The organism is Corallococcus praedator, from assembly GCF_003612125.1.
Lineage (GTDB): Bacteria > Myxococcota > Myxococcia > Myxococcales > Myxococcaceae > Corallococcus > Corallococcus praedator.
This window is the reverse complement of sequence record NZ_RAWI01000194.1, coordinates 1-17,706: the sequence shown is the minus strand read 5'-3', so window position 1 is coordinate 17,706 and position 17,706 is coordinate 1. Positions and strand designations below refer to the sequence as shown.

The window sequence follows — 17,706 nt, the reverse complement described above, 5'->3', positions numbered from 1 at the left end:
CCCCGCCGCGCGTGGAGCCCGCGCCCATCATCGCGGCGAACGCCGGCCCCCGGCTGCTGGGCCCCACGAGCGCGCTGGCGCCCGGGGACCTCTTCGACCACGCCCGGGCCGCCGAGGCCGCCTTCAGCGCCGGGGACTACACCACCTGCGTCACCGCGTGCACCGACGCCGTCCGGCGCGCCATGGCCTTCGCCGGTGAGGGCACCCTGGCCCAGCAGGCCTTCCTGCTCCACGTGGACGGCGCGGACCTGCTGCGCCTGCAGGGGCTGTCCACCATGCCGCACCTGCGCGTGGACGACGCCGCCTTCTCCCTCTACGTCCTGATGCAGGTCTTCGTGCGACTGAACGCCGTGGGGCTTCCGACCGCCGGGTGATTCAGGCAGGGCCGCCGCCCCCACATCTCAGGGGCAGGGCTCCCACCACCAGGGAGTTCCGGAGGGTGCCCCTGCCTGTTGCGCGTGAAGACGTCGTTGAGGCCGTCGCGGATCCACGGAATGGGCCTGTTCGCGGTGAAGGCCCGCGAGGCCCTGCCCATCGGCGGGACGGTGCCCCGCGCGCCTCACGTCCGGCTCGCGGGGCGGTAGCGCACCACGCGGAGGGAGGCGCTGTTGACGAGGAAGCTGGTGATGGACGCCAGGCGCGCCTTGCCTCCGGACTCCGTCCACTCGAGCACGTGGATCCGGAGGGGTTCGTCCTCCTCGAGCATCTGCTCGCCGTGCACGTGCAAGAGCACGACGTCCGCCTTGTCCCCCGCGTAGCGCACCAGCGTCTGGCGGAAGGTCAGCCAGGATTCGCGGGTGCCGGACTCATCGGCCTTGCCGCGCAGGAAGGCCGTGGGATTCGCCAGGGGGCCCTGGATGAACTCGCCGCCCTCCAACTGGTACTTGATCACGTTGGCCTGGGAGCTCATCGCCGGATCCTCGTAGCAACCGGTGCACTCGGCCTCGCAGTCGCAGTCGTACGTCTTGCCGGCCGGCAGGGGTTCATCCTTGCGGTGCTGCACACATTGCTTCACGCAGGCCTTCAGCGCGGCCGTCTCCTGTTTGCGCGTCCTGGCGAGCGTCGCGAGCATCTGCGCCTGGGTGGTGTCGGCCTCGAAGAAGGACACATCCCCCAGGTGGAGCAGTCCGGCGACGCCCACCAACCCGTCGTGCTCCATCGCGGAGAGCGCCGCGCGCGCCGTGGCCCGCTGCGGCTTCAGTTGCGCGGGCTTCACCCGCGTCCACGTCGCACGGGCCTCGGAAGCCGGGCCCTTCTGATCCAGGTCGGCCTTCAGGAACAGGTCGGTCACCTCGCGCGCCCGCACGAGCGCGTCGTGGTACGCCTTCTTGTCCGGCACGCTGGCGATCCGCTTGCTCAAGGGTTCGCCGTAGTTATCGTCCGGATTCTCGCGCACCTGCGACAGCAGCGTCTCCGCCGTGTAGCGCGGCGCCCAGGCCAGCTTCGCTCCGGTGTCCTTGCGCGCGGCGGCCTGCTTGCGCTCGTACGCGAAGCTGCGCACCTCCTCGAACGCCGCGGCCTCCGCCTCCGGCCGGTACGGGTCCTCCCCTTCCACGTAGACGCGCAGGTCGCTCAGGCACGTGTCCTCGTATTTGCCGCCGGGGTACGTCGTCACGAGCGTGAGCCTCACCCCCGCGACCTTCGCCGGCACGGGCAGCACCACCTCCTGCCAGCCCCGCACGTCCTTGAGCTCCACCTCCAGCGGCGTGCCCGTCGTCTGGGGGCCCGTCTCCCCCTGGACCAGCGGCTCCAGCTTCACCTTGCGAGGACGCGCGTTGGCCCGGAAGAGCGTGTCCGTCTTCTGGAAGCCGTTGCGCACGAAGAGCCGGTAGGCCTTCGCCTTCGTCAGCGCCGGGCCCCACCACTCAATCGATTCGCCTTCGCCGCGTCCCTTCACGCCCTCTACCCACGCCGTGGTCGGGTCTTCATCCGCGATGTAGAGCGGCAGGTAGTTCTGTTCGTGTTTGTTCCAGCCGTTCTCCAGGAACGAGGACGCCGTGACGCGGCGCGGGTGCAGCCGGTGCGCATTGCCCGCATCGGGTTCGAGGATGACGGGCGCGGCGGCGAGCAGGAGCGACAGGAGGATCATGGCGTGCGGTCCTTCTTGGAAGTCGGTGGGGATTGCAGCGGCGCGGCCCACAGCACCAGCCGCGACAGCCCTGCGGGATAGAGCCCCGAGTCCTCCTGCTGCCGGGACACGAGGTGGTAGACGATGCGGGCGTAGCGGGCCCCCGGGGGAAGGGGCACGCGGCGCGTCTGTCCGGGCAAGAGCCGCGTGTCCTCCAAGGCGCCCAGATGCGGCAGTGGCTCTCCCGGCCACGCACGCAGTTCCAGCTTGCGTCCGAAGGTGGCCACCGTGCGGGGGGACTCGAAGAGGGGTTCGTCCGCCACCTCCACGCCCACCCAGCGCATCACGTCTCCGGTGGGGAACGCATGGCCCACGTCACGCAGCGACAGCAGCAGCGCCCCGCGCACCTGCTCCACCGCCAGCGCTGCCTTGAGCGAGTCCGTGCGGCGCGTGCCACCCAGGCCGTGGTCCCCGCGCGGCATGTGACAGGAGGTGCAGTGGCGCGTGTCACCCGACTGTTCACGCCACCGCGTCCACTCGCCCACCGTGTCCTGCTGCGACTGCGTGGCGGACAGCCGCTGCCGATGGCCTCCGCTGTCCAGCACCGGAAAGCCGAACTGGTGACAGCCCGCGCACGGCATGGCCTGCGAGCCCTTCGTGTCACCGACCGGCGCGTGACAGCCGGCACAGGTGACGCCGCGCTCCTCGGCGGGACTGTCGGGCGGCAGGGCTCCTCGCTCCAGGTCGCGCGCGAACGGCGCGTGGCACTGCACGCACCACGCGGGACGGTCCTCGGTGATGGCCACCTGGAACACGTCATCGGTCCGCGCCGTCGCATGCCCGCTGGCGCGCCACTGCGTCACCTGTTCCGCGTGGCATTCCTCACAGCGCTGGACGCCCCAGTCGGGCAGCCCGTGCGGCGCGGGCCCCGGCTCCATCCGCGCCGTCCCTTGAGGGAAACGAGCGCCGGGAGCCGCCGCCATCAAGGAGCAGGTGAGCAGGAGCGTGAGCACGGAAGCACCTCAATCCAGGCGTCGGTTTGTTTTTCTCGCGGCCTGAGAAGTCAGACATCGCAGAAAATCGGGGCGGAAATACCGCCGAGAATAAAGAAATACGCGTCCGTATACCCATCGGAAGTGAACAACAGGGGCGCTCCGGTCCGCGGAGTGAAACCGTTCATTGGGGCCATGGGATGCAACCATCGGACGAAGACTGGATGCTGCGCGCGATCGAGTGGGGGCGGCGCGGCCGTCCCGCACCGAACCCGCACGTGGGTGCGGTGCTGACGCGAGCCGGAAGGCTGATCTCCGGTGGCCACCATGAGAAGGCGGGCACCGCGCACGCGGAAGTGAATGCCATCGCCAACGCGCAGGGTGACACGCGCGGCACGACCCTCTACGTCACGCTGGAGCCGTGCAACCACCACGGTCGAACCGGCCCCTGCACGGAGGCCATCCTCCAGGCCGGCATCACGCGCGTCGTCGTGGGCGCCGTCGACCCGAATCCCCACGTCCGGGGCGGCGGCATCGACCGCCTGCGCGCCGCGGGCGTGGAGGTCATCACCCATGTGATGGCCGCCAGCGCCCAGGAGCTCGTCGCGCCCTGGGCCAAGGTCCAGACCACGGGCCATCCCTATGTGTTGCTGTCCACTGGCACGGGCTCGCGCGTCCTTCCCCTGGAGATGGATGCCTTGTGGGTCGGCGCCGCGGAGCTGGACGCGGCCCTGCTGCCTTGCGCGCCGCTGACCGTCGTCGCGTCGCCCGGCGTGGAGCTGCTGCGCCGCGTGGCACGCCGGTACGCGTCCACCCCGGACCGGATGCTGGTGTTCTGCCCGGAGGCCCGGCACGCCGAATACATGCTCGCCGCGGGCTCCGCCGCCATCACCGTGGTGCCGCTGCCCTATCAGGACGGCACGCCCCTGCCGCTGCGCCTGGCCCTGCGCGAGCTTCCCCGCTACGGCGTGGTGACGCTCTTCGTGGACGCGGACGAAGCGCTGGAGCAGGACCTGTGCGACGCGGGCCTCGTGGATGGACACCTGGAGCGACAGTTGGACCGGAAGGTGGGGACATGATGCCGTCCACCGCCGTCCCGCTGCTCCGCCACCCCACCCTGCTCGTCCTGGCCCGGGCCCAGCTCCCCACCCGCGCCGGCACCTTCACCGCCGTCTCCTTCCGTCACGCGTCCGGCGCGCAGATTGAAGACATCGCGCTCATCCGGGGCCAGCTTGACGGTCCGGCCCCCGTGCCCACGCGGCTGCATTCCGAATGCCTCACCGGCGACGCCCTGGGCTCGCTGCGCTGTGATTGCCGCGACCAGCTGGAGCAGTCCCTGGAGGCGCTGGCCGGGGTAGACAACGGCGTCCTGCTCTACCTGCGCCAGGAGGGCCGGGGCATCGGCATCGCCAACAAGCTCCAGGCGTATCAGGCGCAGGACCGGGGGCTGGACACCGTCCAGGCCAACCTGCACCTGGGCTTCGACGACGACCTGCGCACGTATGACATCGCCGCGGGCATGCTGGCCGCGCTGCGCATCCAGCGGGTGTCGCTGTATACGAACAACCCCCGGAAGATCGCGGGCCTGGAAGCGCACGGCATCGAAGTGGACCGCCGCGTGGCGCTCCTCGGGCCGACCCGCCCGGAGAACGTCCGCTACCTTGAAACCAAACGCGTCAAGTCCGGCCACCTGCTCTAGCTCCCGCCCATGATGACCCAGGACCGACTGAAGCTGGCGTTTGTCATTGGCAGCCACCGCACGCCGTCGCAATCCGCCAAGGTGGGGCGCTTCGCCCAGAATCAATTCCTCCAGGGCGGTCCGGGCCGGGAGGCCTTCTACCTTGACCTGACCGAAACGCCGCTGCCGCTCTGGGATGAGGGCGTCTGGAACAACGCCGAGTCCTGGCAGACGACGTGGGGCCCCGTGGCCCGTGAATTGACGGACGCGGACGGCCTGGTGCTGGTCACCCCCGAGTGGGGCGGCATGGCCACGCCCGCGATGAAGAACTTCCTGCTCCTGTGCAGCGAGGGCTGCGTGCGGCACCGGCCCGTCCTCATCATCTCCGTGTCGTCAGGCATGGGCGGCAGCTATCCGGTGGCCGAGCTGCGCATGAGCAGCGGCAAGAATTCACACCTGTGCTTCATCCCGGAGCACGTCATCGTGCGCAATGTCTCGCAGGTCCTCAACGACGGGGCCGCGCCGGGAAATGATGAAGATTTGTATTTGCGCGAGCGAATGTTTTACGCGTCGAACGTATTGATTGAGTACGCCCGGGCGATGAAGCCGCTGAGAGCACGGTCCGGCATGTTCGAGAAGAGATTCCGCTACGGGATGTGACACGGCCCCTTCGCCCTCGAACGCGAAGGCCGTCCGCATCAACCCCACACATCCGGTCAGCGACACAAGCTTCGGAGGAGGGAAGTCTTTGCATCCCATCCGCCGAGGACCCGCCACGCGTGCGTGGTGGGGACAACCCCACACCAAGGAAACAACCCCATGAACACCCAGAACTCGATGAGCGCTCCCGCTGCCTTCCCCGTGCAGGTCAAGAGTGGCGTGAAGGCCGGCGCCTTCACCTTCCCCACGGGTCCGATCATCACCAACCCCGGCCCGATCATCACGGGTCCGATCATCGTTCGCCCCCCGATCATCATCGCGGCCCCGGCCTAGTCGTTGTCCTCCGGCGGTGGGGCGAGACGTGCTTCGCCCCACTGCCGTTCTTTCTTCTGACTTCTTCCCACCTGCCCTCCTCCCATGCCCCTGGCCCTCGCCCGTCCCGCGCTCGAGCCCGTTGAGCTCATGCCCATCCCCGCCGGAACCTTCCTGATGGGTTCCACCGAGGAGGAAGTGGAGCGGGCGTCGCGGCGGTGGAGCTCCGCGCTGATCAAGCCGGAGTACCGCGCCACCTTCGGCTCATGGCTGCGCAAGGAGATGCCGTTGCACCCGGAGGAGATCGCGGCGTTCCAATTGGCGCGCTTCCCCGTGACGAACCAGCAGTACCGCGTCTTCCTCGCGGAGACCGGCAATCCTCCCGCGACCTCCATCCGCCAGCGGCTGCCGGAGGATCACCCCGTGTGGGGCGTGACGGCCACGGACATCGCGCGGTACCTGGCGTGGGCCCGTCAGCGCACGGGACAGGCCTGGCGGCTGCCGACGGAAGCCGAATGGGAGTACGCGGCTCGCGGCCCCGAGCACTGGGACTACCCGTTTGGCGACACGTTCGACGCGCGCCTGTGCAACACGCGCGAGGCGGGCCTGGGCGGCACCACGAGCGTCACGCGCTACGCCGCCCATCCGACCGCGTATGGCGTCTGTGACATGGCCGGCAACGTGGAGGAGTGGACCTCCACGGACTACGCGCCCTACCCGGGCGGCCCTTTCATCGAAGACAACCTGACCGAAGCGCTGGGGCCCGTCTATCCGGTGCTCCGGGGCGGCTCCGCGGAGTGTGGCGGGGACCTGGCCCGCTGCGCGCGCCGGCACGGCCCCCACCCGAACTTCAACTTGTTTGGCTTCAGACTCGCGCTGTGAGCCCCGCTGGCCCGGCGTGAGCCGCGGCTTCTGGAGAACCCTCATGAACTCCCTCCGCAAATCGTCTGCCTTCGCCGTGGAACCGACCGAACAGTTCATGTTCGCGGCGACCATCGGTGGCCACCTCCTGTCCGTGAGCGTGGATGACTTCGCCATCCACACGGACCTGGTCGCGCACGCCGCCTCCATCGAGTCCATCGCGGTGCACCCGACGCTGCCGTACCTGGCGACGCTGGGCATCGACTACACGGTGTCCATCTGGGACCGAAGCGACCCGCGCAAGCTGCGCAAGCTCCAGGACATCCACCTGCGTGACATCCGCTCGGAGGGCTACGAGTTCGTCGCCACCCTGCCCCTGTCGTGCCCGCTGGCGTTCCATCCCACGGAGCGCAAGCTCATCACCCACAACGCGGACGGCGCGCTCACGGAGATCGCCTTCGACGACACGCGCCACGATCCGCTGTGGGCCGCGGGCTACTTCCAGGACCCGGACGGCATCGCGTACGACATCGACTACGTCCGCTACCTGCCGGACTCCGGGAACATCTTCGCGTCCACCTTTGGCGGCCACGTGGCCGTCGTGGATCCGAAGAAGCCCAAGGAGCCGGTGCTGCGCTACCGCTATGACCGGCGCACCATCCACTGCGCGGAGCACCTGGGCGGCTCCATGTACCTGCTGGCCAGCGACACGCGCCGGGTCATCCGGTTCGACGCCAGCGGCAAGCAGGAGCCCTTCGTGGGCCCCCCGGTGGTGCGCGACCACCTGGAGCAGATCTCCATCAACCGCGCGTCCGGCCGCGTGCTCGCGAGCGGGTTCGACCGCACGCTCGTGGAGATCGACCCTGAGACGTGCGCGTCCAAGGGCGTGGTGCTCCAGACGCCGTTCAAGCTGCGCTGGCTGCACCACCTGGAGCGCGACCCCGACCTCGTGCTGGTGCAGTGCCGCAACGGCGCCTTCTACAAGGCGAGCCTGTCCGGCAAGCGCCCCACCGCCGTCATCAAGGAGACGCCCAACGCCCTGTGGACCGGCGTCCGGGTGGGCACGCACGACCTGGCGTTCGCGGGCGAGGGGCCGGAGATGCTCCACGTCCACGTGGACGGCGCGAACCCCGGCACGATGGAGACGAAGGTCTCCACCCGCTGGGAGACGGTCGCCGCGTCGCGGGGCTCCTACGCCAAGCGCATGGTGTTCCACCCCCCGACGCAGGCGCTGGTGCAGGGCCGCTCGGACGGCCACATCATCAGCATCCGCAACGGCATCACCCGCCCGGTGACGAAGCTGGCCGCGCCCCTGCGCGACATCGCCGTGTCGCAGGAAGGCTTCGACCTGTTCGCCATCTCGGAGGACTCGCGCGCCTTCCGCATCGACCTGGAGTCGGGTCAGGTGAAGGCGGAGGTCCAGACCGGCGAGGAGCCCATCTGGGCGCTGGCCCACAACCCCACGCGCAAGGTGCTGGCCGTGTGCGAGCGCCAGGGCCTGCTGCGCCTGCTGGACGCCACCACGCTGAACCCGCTGCTCGCGGTGGAGGGCACCTGGGCGCCCAAGCGGATGCTGTGGCGCGACGCGGACCGGCTGCTCGTGGGCCGGGGCGCGGAGCTGTACGAACTGAACGTGGCCACGGGGGCCATGGCGCAGGTCATCCCCCACCTGGGCAACACCATCGAGGACTTCGCCTGGGATGACTCGGGGCGGTTCCTGGCGCTGTGCACCTACGCGCGGCGCATCCACCTCTTCGACTTCAAGACGTTCCAGGAGCTGTCGGTGACGGGCTTCGACCTGGACTACCCCAAGGGCCTGCTGTGGATGCCCGCGAACCGCGCGGAGGGCGCGCATCCGAACGAGTTCGTCGTCTTCGGGCGCACCGGCGTGCTGCGCAGGTACTGGGCCCACGACGGACGGCTGCATTCCATGGGGCAGGTGGACGCGCCGCTGTCCGCCGCCATCCACGATGACGCCGGGGTGTACGTCCCGTGATCAACCATCGCTCCCCCATCAGCGGCGTGGCCTGCCTGGACGACCGCTACGTCGCGACGGCCGGCTACGACAGCCAGCTCATCCTCTGGGACGCCCGCACGCAGACGGCGGTGGCCCGGGCCCGGCACGACCACCTGGCCAACCACTGCACCTTCAGCCCGGACGGCCGCTTCCTCTTGTCGGGCAGCAGCGACCACACGGTGCGCCTCTGGAGCGTGCCGGACCTGGGGCTGCTCGCGGTGATGCGCCACTCGGACGACATCGAGCGCGTCGCGTTCTCCCCCCGGGGGGATCGCTTCGCCACCGCGTCGCGCGACTACGCCATCCGCGTGTTCGACCTGACGGGACAGCGCGTGCACCTGCTGGAAGGCCACGCGGCGGACGCTGTCTTCGTGGAGTTCTCCCCGGACGGCCGCGAGCTGTGGTCCACCAGCGACGACGCGGACATCCGCCGCTGGGACGTGGAGACGGGAGAGCTGCTCCAGCAGGTGTCCTTCGGCGACGTGCAGCTGGACACCATCGCGATGGGGCCCGAGGGCGTCCTCTACGCCGGCAACGACGCCGGGGAGATCCTCATCCTCAAGGACGGGCAGGTGCGCACACACCAGGCGCACGCCCTGGGCATCAAATGCCTGGCGTACAGCGGGCGCGAGTCGCGGCTCGCGAGCACCGGCTACGACGGCTTCCTGCGCACGTTCCGCACTGCGCCGGATGGTTCGCTCACGCTGGAGGCCGAGACGCGGCCCCCGCGCGAGGTGTGGCTGCGCACGTGCGCGCTGGACTCGCGCGACCGCGTCATCGTGGGCACGTTCGGCTCCAGCTACGCGACGTTCGACATCGGCTCGCGGCGGTGGGACCTGTCCCGCGTGGGCGACACGCCGGGGCTCAACGCGGTGGGCGTGCACGCGGGCGCCATCATGGCCATTGGCGACGCGGGCGTGCTGTACCGCGACGGCGTGGCGGTGCGGCGCATCGACAGCCTCTGCAACTTCCTCTTGTCCTTCCAGGGCCAGCTGCTCACCGGCGGGCAGACGGGCACCCTCTTCGACGCGCTCACCGGCCAGGTGCTGTTCGAGCAGCCCTCGCCCATCAACTGCGCGGTGGAGGTGCAGCGCGGGGGCGAGTCCCTGGTGGTGATGGGGACGTACTCCGGCGACGCGTGGCTGCTGGCGCGGGCGGAGGGACGGATGGTGCTGCGCGAGCGGCTGTCGGTGTTCCGCGCCGCCATCAAGGGGCTCGCGGTGCACGGGGGCACGCTGTTCGCCACCTGCGCGGACCGCACCGTGGCGCACATTTCGCTGTCCACGCTGGAGGTGTCGCGCACGGCGAACGCGCACGAGCGCATCACCAACGGCGCCGCCGCGCTGCCAGACGGGAGATTCGCCTCCGTGGGCCGCGACCTGATGCTGCGCGTCTGGCGCCAGGGACAGCCGAGCGTCTTCCCCACGCCGCACGGCCGCTCCGTGCGCTGCGTGGCGAGCTGCCCCCAGACGATGCTGCTGGCCACGGCGGCGTATGACGGGACGGTGGCGCTGTTCGATGCGGCGCGCGGCGAGTGGCTGAAGACGGAGCGGCTCACCGACTTCGGCATCTCCACCGTGTCGCGGGGCAGCCGGCCCGGACAGTTCCTGGCGAGCGCCTACGACGGCTGCGTCTACGAAGTGTCCCGGGACGCGGCCCCGCGCCGCGTGTTCCGCGCGAGCGTGGATCCGTTCCCGACCCAGGCCCTGGCGGCGTAGTCGAAAGCCCCCCATGTCCTACGACTTCCGAGACTCACTGGCCTCGTTGGACGAAGGCCGCCGGAGCACACCGGTCATCGCCACGGTGCTGGTGTTCCTGGTGGCCTGGGGGGCGTGGCTCGGCCTGGGCCGGGTCTCCGTGTACGTGAGCAGCACCACGTCACGGTTGGAAGTCGAGGGTGCGGCGTTCCCGGTGGAGCCGACCATCGCGGGCCGCGTGTCCCAGTCCTCGCTGCGCCTGGGCCAGAAGGTGCGGGCGGGCGAGGTGCTGGTCCGCCTGGAGTCGGGGGAGCAGGAATCGGTGCTGCGCGAGCAGTTGGCACGGCAGGCCGCGCTGGAGGGGGAGGCCGCCGCGCTTCGCAAGCAGCGGGACGCGGAGCGCGAGGGACTGGAGGGCTACCTCCAGCTGACGAAGGCAACAATCGGCGAGGCGACGGCGCAGGAGCAGCAGGCGGCCGTCGTCGCGGAGCAGGCCCGGCGTGAGGCGTCGCGGACCGAAGGGCTGCTGCGCTCGGCCTACGTCTCGGAGGCGGAGTACGAGGCCGCCGTGAGCGAGGCGACCCGTCACGCGGCGTCCAGCACGGTGCTGCGCTTCTCGCAGGAGCGCCGCTCGGCGGAGCTGCGCGTGGGACAGAAGGACCGGCTCGCGAGCATCGCGGCGCTGGAGATCCAACTGAGCCGACTCACCGGCGAGCAGCAGGCCGTGGAGGCCTCCCTGCCCCGGCTCCGCGCGGAGGTGGACAAGCGGATCATCACCGCGCCGACGGATGGCACCATCGGCAGCGTGATGCCGCTGCATCCGGGCATGAACCTGACGGCGGGCCAGCAGCTCGCGATGCTCGTGCCCGAGCGCGCCCTGCAGATCATCGCGTACCTGCCCGCGCCCACCGCGCTGGGCCGCGTGCGCCCGGGCCAGGAGGCGCGGCTGCGGCTGGATGGCTTCCCTTGGACGCGCTTCGGCGCCATGGAGGCCCGGGTGGCGCAGGTTGCGCAGGAGGCCCAGCAGGGGCTCATCCGCGTGGAGCTGAGCGCGTCCCCCGACTCCCTGCGCGACGTGGCGCTGGAGCACGGCCTCAGTGGCAACGTGGAGATTGAAGTCGAGCAGCTGTCGCCCTTCGCGCTCCTCTTCCGGGGCTTCGCCGAGGCCCTGGGCACGACCTCATGAGCGTGCGAGATCCCCAGCGACTGGCCCCCCCTCTGCCACCGGCGGCGTTTCCTCCCGTGGAGGGCGGGGCCAACGATGTGCCGGACGACGCGCACGTCGCAGGAAGCACCGGGACGCCCGCGCCGGTGGAGCCTCCGTCCGCGGAGCCGGTCGCGCGTCCCCGGAAGCCCCCCGCGCGGCGCTTCTTCATCCCGGAGGTCATCCAGTCGTCGAAGATGGATTGCGGTCCCGCGGCGCTCAAGGCGCTGCTGGGCGGCTTCGGCATCTCCGTGCACTACGGGCGCCTGCGCGAGGCCTGCCGCACGTCCGTGGACGGCACGTCCATCGACACGCTGGAGGAGCTGGCGGGGGCGTTCGGTCTGGACGCTCGGCAGACGGTGGTGCCCACGGACCACGTGCCACTTCCGGCGGCGAGCGCCCTGCCCGCGCTGGTGGTGGTGAAGCGGCCGCACCTGGGCAACCACTTCGTCGTGTTGTGGAACCGCGTGGGGCCGTACGTGCAGGTGATGGACCCCGCGGCCGGACGCATCTGGGTGCGCTGGTCGGAGTTCGCGCCCTCCACGCTGAAGTACCGCGCGACGGTGCCCACGAAGGACTGGCGGGCCTGGGCGGAGAGCCCCGCGTTCTTGAGTCCGTTGGACTCGCGGCTGCGCTCGCTCGGCGTGTCGCGGCGGGACGCGGACGCGCTGCTCGACCTGGCGCGGGCCTCCGAGGGCTGGCTGGGCCTGGGCGCGCTGGACGCGGCCGTGCGCTTCTGTGCGTCGCTCCAGCAGGCGGGCATCGTCCGGGGCTCCGAGGCCCAGACGGTGCGCGCGATGGTGGAGCGGGTGCAGGCCTCCTTCGAGGAGCGATTCGACCTGCTGCCCCGCCCCTACTGGTCCGTCGAAGGCGAGTCACCCGAGGGCGCGGTGGTCGCGTCCACGGGCGTGCTGCTCGTCCGCGCGCGGCTGGCCACGGAGGTCCGGGCGCCCGGAGTCCTGCACACGGCGGAGGAAGGCACGGCGCTGCCGAAGGAGCTCCAGGCGGCGCTGGAGACGCGCGACGAGCGGCCCGAACAGGAGCTGGCGAAGCTGCTCGCGGGCGAGTCGCGCGTGGGGTTGGCGCTGCTCACGGTGGGCGCGCTGGTGACACCGCTGGGAATGCTTTGCCAGACGGTGCTGCTGCGCCGGCTGTTCGACCTGGCGCCGGACCTGGGCATGGGCATGCAGCGCGTGGGCGCGGGCGTGCTCGTGGTGGGCTTCCTGGCGTTGCTCGGGGCGCTGGAGGCCGGCGTCTACGCGGGCATGCAGCGGCTGGGGCGGGTGCTGGAGCTGCGCCTGCGCCTGGCGTTCATCCAGAAGATTCCCCGGCTCCAGGACCTGTACCTGCAAAGCCGGCTCAGCTCCGACATGGCCGAGCGCAGCCACATGATGCACGTCGTCCGGGGCCTCCCCGCGCTGGCCTTCACGGGCGCGCGTGCGCTGGTGGGGCTGGTCGCGACGGTGGTGGCCATCGGCATGATGGACTCGCGGCTGTGGGTGGGCACCGTCGTCCTCGCCGTCCTGAGCGTGGTGCTGCCGCTCGCCTTCCGCCAGCGGATGACGGAGCAGGACATGCGGGCCCGGACGCAGTTGGGCGGCCTGTCGCGCTACTACCTGGACTCGCTGGTGGGCGCGGTGCCGCTGCGCGCGCACGGGGCGCAGACTGCACTGGGACGGGAGCACGAAATCCTGCTCACCGGCTGGATGCGCAGCAGCCTCCAGTTGCTGCGCACCATGGTGTCCCTGCGCTTCGTCCAAGCCACCGTGGGCGCTGCGCTGTGCATCACCCTGCTCACGCTGCACCTGGGCTCCCAGGGCGTCACCGGCGGCATGTTGCTGGTCGCATACTGGATCATGGGCCTGCCGGACCACGCGCAGCAGCTCGCGGGCGTCATCCAGGGCTACCCGGCGGCCCGCAACGTCGCCCTGCGCTGCATGGAGCCCCTGGGCGCGCCCGAAGTCGCACCGAGGCCCGCGGTCCTCGCGCCGCTGACGGATGTCTCCCGGTCCCAGGCCGCGGGCATCTCGCTCCACGGCGTGTCGGTGGAGGTCTCCGGCCACCGACTGCTCCATGACATCGACCTGGACGTCGCCCCCGGCGCGCACGTCGCCATCGTGGGCAGCTCCGGCGCGGGCAAGTCCACGCTGCTGGGCGTGCTGCTTGGTTGGTATCCGGTGGCGTCTGGAACGGTACAGCTCGATGGCCGGCCGCTGGAGCCGTCGGACATCGAGGACCTGCGCACCCGGACGGCGTGGGTGGATCCGGCCGTGCAGCTCTGGAACCAGAGCATCGCGGCGAACCTCACCTACGGGCAGGAGCAGGTGGGCAGCGGCGACATGGCGCGAGCGCTGGAGTCGGCCGACCTGGAGACCGCGCTCCAGCACATGCAGGGCGGCCTCCAGACGCGCACCGGAGAGAACGGCCTGCGGCTGTCCGGCGGCGAGGGACAGCGGCTGCGTCTGGCGCGCGCGCTGCTCCGCCCGGGGATGCGGCTGGCGCTCCTGGACGAACCGTTCCGGGGCCTGGACCGCACCACGCGCCGCAAGCTGCTGGGCCGGGCGCGCGAGCACTGGAAGGACACCACCCTGCTGTGCGTGACGCACGACGTGAGCGAGACGCAGGGCTTCGACGCGGTGGTGGTCATCGAGGACGGCCGCGTCGTCGAGCGTGGGACACCCGAAGCGCTGCTGTCGGTGCCCGGCTCGCGCTACCGCGCGCTGCTGGAAGGCGAGGCCGTGGCGCAGGGACTGCTGCATGACGCTCCGGCCTGGCGACGTTGGCGGCTGGAGGGAGGGAGGCTCGTCGAATGACCGCGCTCACCGCACAGGAGTTCCCGGAGGCCTTCTCGACGGCGTGGCCGTTCGAGCGCCTGTCCGACGCGGTCCTGCTGCTGGCCCGCCGCACGGGCTTCGTGGCGGAGCCCCGTGAAGCGCTGGCGTTGGACCGCCAGATGGCGCCGCAAGACATCGCGGGCATCCACCGCTGGTTCCAGTACGCGGCGGACGCGCTCCAGGTCGAGATGCAGCTGGTGAGCAGCCGCTACGAGGACGTGGACGGGCTCGCGTCCCGGTGCGCGCCGGCCATCATCCGCCTGAAGGCACCCACCGCGGACGAGTACCGCTTCCTGGTCATCCTCCGCACGGATCCGAAGCACTTCACGGTGCTCCTGCCGGACGGGCGCGAGCAGAGCCTGCCGGTGCCCAGCCTGCGCGCGGCCCGCTTCGCCGCGTTCGAGGAGGAGATCGACACCTGGCTCGCGAAGCACCTGGGCCCCCTGGCCGCGAGGGTGGAGCGTGGAAGTCAGGAGGCGGTGCGGCTGCGCGCGGAGTTCCGCTCCGACCTGACGCTCACCAACTGCTGGCTCTTGCGGCCGGTGCCGGGCCGCACGTCGCTGAAGACGCTGCTGAAGCGCGAGCGCATCCTGCCGAAGCTCGGGGCCCTGCTCGCGGTGCACGGGGCGATGGCGCTGGTGGCGGTGCTGATGTGGATGAACCTGGGCACGAACGCGCTCGCCGGGCACAAGCCGGATGGCTGGCACGTGGCGTGGGGCCTGCTCGTGCTCCTCCAGGTGCCACTGATGAGCCGGGGCGAGTTCCTCCAATCCCTGCTGGGGCTGCTGCTGGGGCGGCAGTTCAAGCAGCACCTGCTCCACGGCGCGTTCCGCATGGATCCGGACGTCGTGCGCCAGCAGGGCAGCGGCGCGCTGCTGTCGGCGGTGTTCGAAAGCGAGTCCATGGAGATGCTCGCGCTGGAGACGGGCTTCCAGGCGTTCGCGATGATCATCAACCTGGTGCTCGTGCCGCTGGTGCTCATGGCCGGGGCCGCGCCCATGGCCCAGGTGGGGCTGTTCCTGGGCTTCGCGGTGTTCATCGTGGCCCTGGGCGGCTGGCACCTGCGCGCCCGGGAGCGGTGGACGCGCGCCCGGCAGTCGCTGACGCAGGACCTGGTGGAGAAGCTGTCCGGACAGCGCACGCGGCTGGCGCAGCAGCCCCGCTCGCTCTGGCACGCGGGCGAAGACGCGCAGCTCGCGTCCTACGCGCGGCTGTCCCGGCCCATGGACGCGGCGCGCCTGTGGCTGGTGTACGCGGCGCGCGCGTGGTTCGTGCTGGCGCTGGCGGTGCTGGGGCCGGCGCTCGTGTCGGGCGCCTCACCGGGCCTCGTCGCGACGAGCGTGGGCGGCCTCCTGCTGGGCTGGGGAACGCTCCAGCAACTGGGTCAGGGCGGGCTGACTGCGGGCAGCGCGGTGGTCGCGTGGCGCAGCATCGCGTCGCTGTTCCGCGCCGCGCGCAACGAGCAGACGAGCACGGGCGAGCGCGGGGGCATCATCCTGGACAAGCCCTCCGGCACGGGCGAGGTGGTGGTGCAGGCGAGGGATCTGGTGTTCCGCCATCCGTCGCGCGTGCGGCCGGTGCTGGATGGCTGCTCGTTCAAGATCCTCGCGGGGGACCGCATCCTGTTGCAGGGCGCGTCCGGCGGCGGGAAGACGACGCTCGCGGCGCTGCTCGCGGGCCTGCGCCGGCAGGACTCCGGGCTGCTGCTGCTGCGCGGCGTGGACCGCGCCACGCTGGGCGACCGGGAGTTCCGCGAGCGCATCGTGCTGGTGCCCCAGTTCCACGAGAATCACATCTTCGCCGCGAGCCTCGGCTTCAACCTGCTGATGGGGCGCCGCTGGCCGGCGGATCCCGCTGACCTCGCGGAGGCGCGGACGGTCTGCGAGGAACTGGGCCTGGGCCCGCTGCTGGAGCGCATGCCGGGCGGCCTCAACGAGATGGTGGGCGACGCGGGCTGGCAGTTGTCCCACGGCGAGAAGAGCCGCGTGTTCCTGGCCCGCGCCCTGCTCCAGGACGCGGACGTCATCATCCTGGATGAGAGCTTCGCGGCGTTGGATCCGGACACGCTCGGCAAGGTCATGGCCTGCGTGGACGCGCGGGCCCGAACCCTGATGCTCATCGCGCATCCCTGACGCGCGCCGCGCTCAGCGCGGCAGCGTGAGGTTCAGCAAGCCCATGCGGTGCAGCTTCGCCAGCGTCTTGAGCGTCTCCAGCTCACGCGCGGGGCTGGCCAGCACCAGCGTGGACACGTCCCATGTGCCGCTGATCAGCCCGGCGATCTGCCGCTCCTCCGGCTTGAGCATCACCATCGCCTGGGGCGCCTGCACCAGTTGCGGCACCACGAGCGGTGGCATCTCCGAGTAGAGCGCGGCCACGTGTTCGCGCTGCACCAGGCGCGCGAACTCACGCACGCGCCGGTCCGCGGGGTCGCTGGCCAGGAGCAGACCGCACACGATGCCGGCCGCGTCGTACTGGCCCTCGCGCATCAGCACCGCGCCCTTCTCCAGCATCTCCGCCACCGGATCCGCTTCCACCTGCGGCGCGCCGTCCACCTCCACCAGCTTCGCGCGCAGCAGCTCGTGCACCCGCCGCGTCACCGACGAGCGCGACACGCCCATGGACAGCCGCAGCCGGCCCAGGTTCTGCGGCGTCGTCGTCATGCCCAGGATGATCCGGTGCATCAGCGGCTGGCTGGGGCTGGGCGGCGACAGCGCGCGCACGCTCATCGCGTCGATGGGCAGCGCCTTGTCCACGTCCGCCTGTTCGTCCACCCAGCGCAGGGATTCAAAGAGCAGCTCGCGGATGCTCATGTCGGACGGCACCCAGTCCTCACCGGTGCGGTCCGCGTCCTCCGTCCAGTGGAACGTGCCCCGACCCGCGATGGTCAGGTCCGTCATCGCCGCGAACAGCTCCTCGCGGCCCAGGTCGCGCACCCACCGCGCCTGCACCCCGTGCGCGTCGAAGGCCGCGTCCACGTCCGGCGTGCGCGTCAGCTCATCGAACGCCGCCAGCACCCGCTGCCCCTGGGCCAGCTTCGGCAGGGACAGCAGGCGGGCCACGCGGCCGCGCAAGCCGTCGCTCGCGGTGGCGCCCACCTGGCCGGACAGGAGGAACAACTTGCGCTCGCCCGCTTCCCACGACAGCTGCAACGTCCCCGTCTTGCGGGAGCTGTCCAGCCATTGGAGGAATTCGGGAAGCGGGTAGCTGAAGAGGTCGCCGTGGATGGCCATGCGTGTCGGATTCGAGGATACAGTTCCGAGCCGTGCGCGTCGCGGTCCTGTTCATCGACGGGGTGGGCGTCGGACGGAATGACCCGGCCGTGAACCCGCTTTCGGGCCGCGACCACCTGCTGTCCTGGTTCCAGGACGCCCCCGCCCCCACCC

The 17,706-nt window shown here is 71.0% G+C and carries 13 protein-coding genes and 1 pseudogene; 11 read left to right on the top strand and 3 right to left on the bottom strand.

Translation table 11 applies throughout. The annotated features are described in order from the left end of the window. Window positions 1–374, top strand: a pseudogene (locus D7Y13_RS23530) (GTP-binding protein); the annotation flags it as partial. Between the two features lie 185 nt (window positions 375–559). Here D7Y13_RS23530 and D7Y13_RS23525 read toward each other — a convergent pair. Together D7Y13_RS23525 and D7Y13_RS23520 are read right to left on the bottom strand one after the other, a co-directional pair. Further along, window positions 560–2,089 carry an NADase-type glycan-binding domain-containing protein gene (locus D7Y13_RS23525; RefSeq protein WP_120585082.1) on the bottom strand — a complete coding sequence of 510 codons (1,530 nt, stop codon included), beginning with the start codon at window positions 2,087–2,089 and terminating at the stop codon, window positions 560–562. After that, a complete protein-coding gene (locus tag D7Y13_RS23520) occupies window positions 2,086–3,081 on the bottom strand; it encodes a multiheme c-type cytochrome (protein ID WP_233595813.1) in 996 nt (331 codons plus the stop codon). The genes D7Y13_RS23525 and D7Y13_RS23520 overlap by 4 nt, the downstream gene beginning before the upstream one ends. Before the next feature lie 179 nt (window positions 3,082–3,260). Between D7Y13_RS23520 and ribD the strand changes: the two genes are divergently transcribed. From ribD to D7Y13_RS23475, 10 genes are all read left to right on the top strand, one after another. Beyond that, complete coding sequence (gene ribD / locus D7Y13_RS23515; protein WP_120536074.1) at window positions 3,261–4,139, top strand: bifunctional diaminohydroxyphosphoribosylaminopyrimidine deaminase/5-amino-6-(5-phosphoribosylamino)uracil reductase RibD; 879 nt, start codon at window positions 3,261–3,263, stop codon at window positions 4,137–4,139. After that, window positions 4,136–4,759 carry a GTP cyclohydrolase II gene (locus tag D7Y13_RS23510; RefSeq protein WP_233595812.1) on the top strand — a complete coding sequence of 208 codons (624 nt, stop codon included), beginning with the start codon at window positions 4,136–4,138 and terminating at the stop codon, window positions 4,757–4,759. The genes ribD and D7Y13_RS23510 overlap by 4 nt, the downstream gene beginning before the upstream one ends. Before the next feature lie 9 nt (window positions 4,760–4,768). Then, window positions 4,769–5,398: an NADPH-dependent FMN reductase gene (locus D7Y13_RS23505; RefSeq protein WP_120585081.1), complete on the top strand. Its 630-nt coding sequence runs from the start codon at window positions 4,769–4,771 to the stop codon at window positions 5,396–5,398. Window positions 5,399–5,557: 159 nt separating this feature from the next. Further along, window positions 5,558–5,731, top strand: a complete 174-nt coding sequence (locus tag D7Y13_RS45805) for a hypothetical protein (RefSeq protein WP_158620451.1) — start codon at window positions 5,558–5,560, stop codon at window positions 5,729–5,731. 84 nt (window positions 5,732–5,815) lie between these two features. Further along, entirely contained in the window at window positions 5,816–6,592 is a 777-nt protein-coding gene (locus tag D7Y13_RS23500) for a formylglycine-generating enzyme family protein (protein WP_120536072.1), read from the top strand. A gap of 43 nt (window positions 6,593–6,635) precedes the next feature. Beyond that, window positions 6,636–8,567 carry a WD40 repeat domain-containing protein gene (locus D7Y13_RS23495; RefSeq protein WP_120585080.1) on the top strand — a complete coding sequence of 644 codons (1,932 nt, stop codon included), beginning with the start codon at window positions 6,636–6,638 and terminating at the stop codon, window positions 8,565–8,567. Further along, window positions 8,564–10,306, top strand: a complete 1,743-nt coding sequence (locus D7Y13_RS23490; protein WP_120585079.1) for a WD40 repeat domain-containing protein — start codon at window positions 8,564–8,566, stop codon at window positions 10,304–10,306. Before D7Y13_RS23495 ends, D7Y13_RS23490 begins: the two co-directional genes overlap by 4 nt. 13 nt (window positions 10,307–10,319) lie before the next feature. Then, window positions 10,320–11,471: an HlyD family secretion protein gene (locus D7Y13_RS23485; protein WP_120585078.1), complete on the top strand. Its 1,152-nt coding sequence runs from the start codon at window positions 10,320–10,322 to the stop codon at window positions 11,469–11,471. After that, on the top strand, window positions 11,468–14,302 hold the full coding sequence (locus tag D7Y13_RS23480; protein WP_120585077.1) for an ATP-binding cassette domain-containing protein: 2,835 nt from the start codon (window positions 11,468–11,470) through the stop codon (window positions 14,300–14,302). The genes D7Y13_RS23485 and D7Y13_RS23480 overlap by 4 nt, the downstream gene beginning before the upstream one ends. Then, window positions 14,299–16,455 (top strand): ATP-binding cassette domain-containing protein, encoded by a 2,157-nt coding sequence (locus D7Y13_RS23475; protein WP_120585076.1) that lies wholly within the window; start codon window positions 14,299–14,301, stop codon window positions 16,453–16,455. The genes D7Y13_RS23480 and D7Y13_RS23475 overlap by 4 nt, the downstream gene beginning before the upstream one ends. Window positions 16,456–16,467: 12 nt before the next feature. Here D7Y13_RS23475 and D7Y13_RS23470 read toward each other — a convergent pair whose 3' ends face one another. Beyond that, on the bottom strand, window positions 16,468–17,553 hold the full coding sequence (locus D7Y13_RS23470; RefSeq protein ID WP_120536066.1) for a DUF4388 domain-containing protein: 1,086 nt from the start codon (window positions 17,551–17,553) through the stop codon (window positions 16,468–16,470). Window positions 17,554–17,706 lie beyond the last annotated feature (153 nt).

Coding starts and splice junctions, on each gene's coding strand:
- D7Y13_RS23505 (WP_120585081.1), top strand. CDS start 4,769: ATGATGACCCAGGACCGACTGAAGCTGGCGTTTGTCATTGGCAGCCAC.
- D7Y13_RS23495 (WP_120585080.1), top strand. CDS start 6,636: ATGAACTCCCTCCGCAAATCGTCTGCCTTCGCCGTGGAACCGACCGAA.
- D7Y13_RS23510 (WP_233595812.1), top strand. CDS start 4,136: ATGATGCCGTCCACCGCCGTCCCGCTGCTCCGCCACCCCACCCTGCTC.
- D7Y13_RS23480 (WP_120585077.1), top strand. CDS start 11,468: ATGAGCGTGCGAGATCCCCAGCGACTGGCCCCCCCTCTGCCACCGGCG.
- D7Y13_RS23475 (WP_120585076.1), top strand. CDS start 14,299: ATGACCGCGCTCACCGCACAGGAGTTCCCGGAGGCCTTCTCGACGGCG.
- D7Y13_RS23525 (WP_120585082.1), bottom strand. CDS start 2,089: ATGATCCTCCTGTCGCTCCTGCTCGCCGCCGCGCCCGTCATCCTCGAA.
- ribD (WP_120536074.1), top strand. CDS start 3,261: ATGCAACCATCGGACGAAGACTGGATGCTGCGCGCGATCGAGTGGGGG.
- D7Y13_RS23470 (WP_120536066.1), bottom strand. CDS start 17,553: ATGGCCATCCACGGCGACCTCTTCAGCTACCCGCTTCCCGAATTCCTC.
- D7Y13_RS45805 (WP_158620451.1), top strand. CDS start 5,558: ATGAACACCCAGAACTCGATGAGCGCTCCCGCTGCCTTCCCCGTGCAG.
- D7Y13_RS23485 (WP_120585078.1), top strand. CDS start 10,320: ATGTCCTACGACTTCCGAGACTCACTGGCCTCGTTGGACGAAGGCCGC.
- D7Y13_RS23500 (WP_120536072.1), top strand. CDS start 5,816: ATGCCCCTGGCCCTCGCCCGTCCCGCGCTCGAGCCCGTTGAGCTCATG.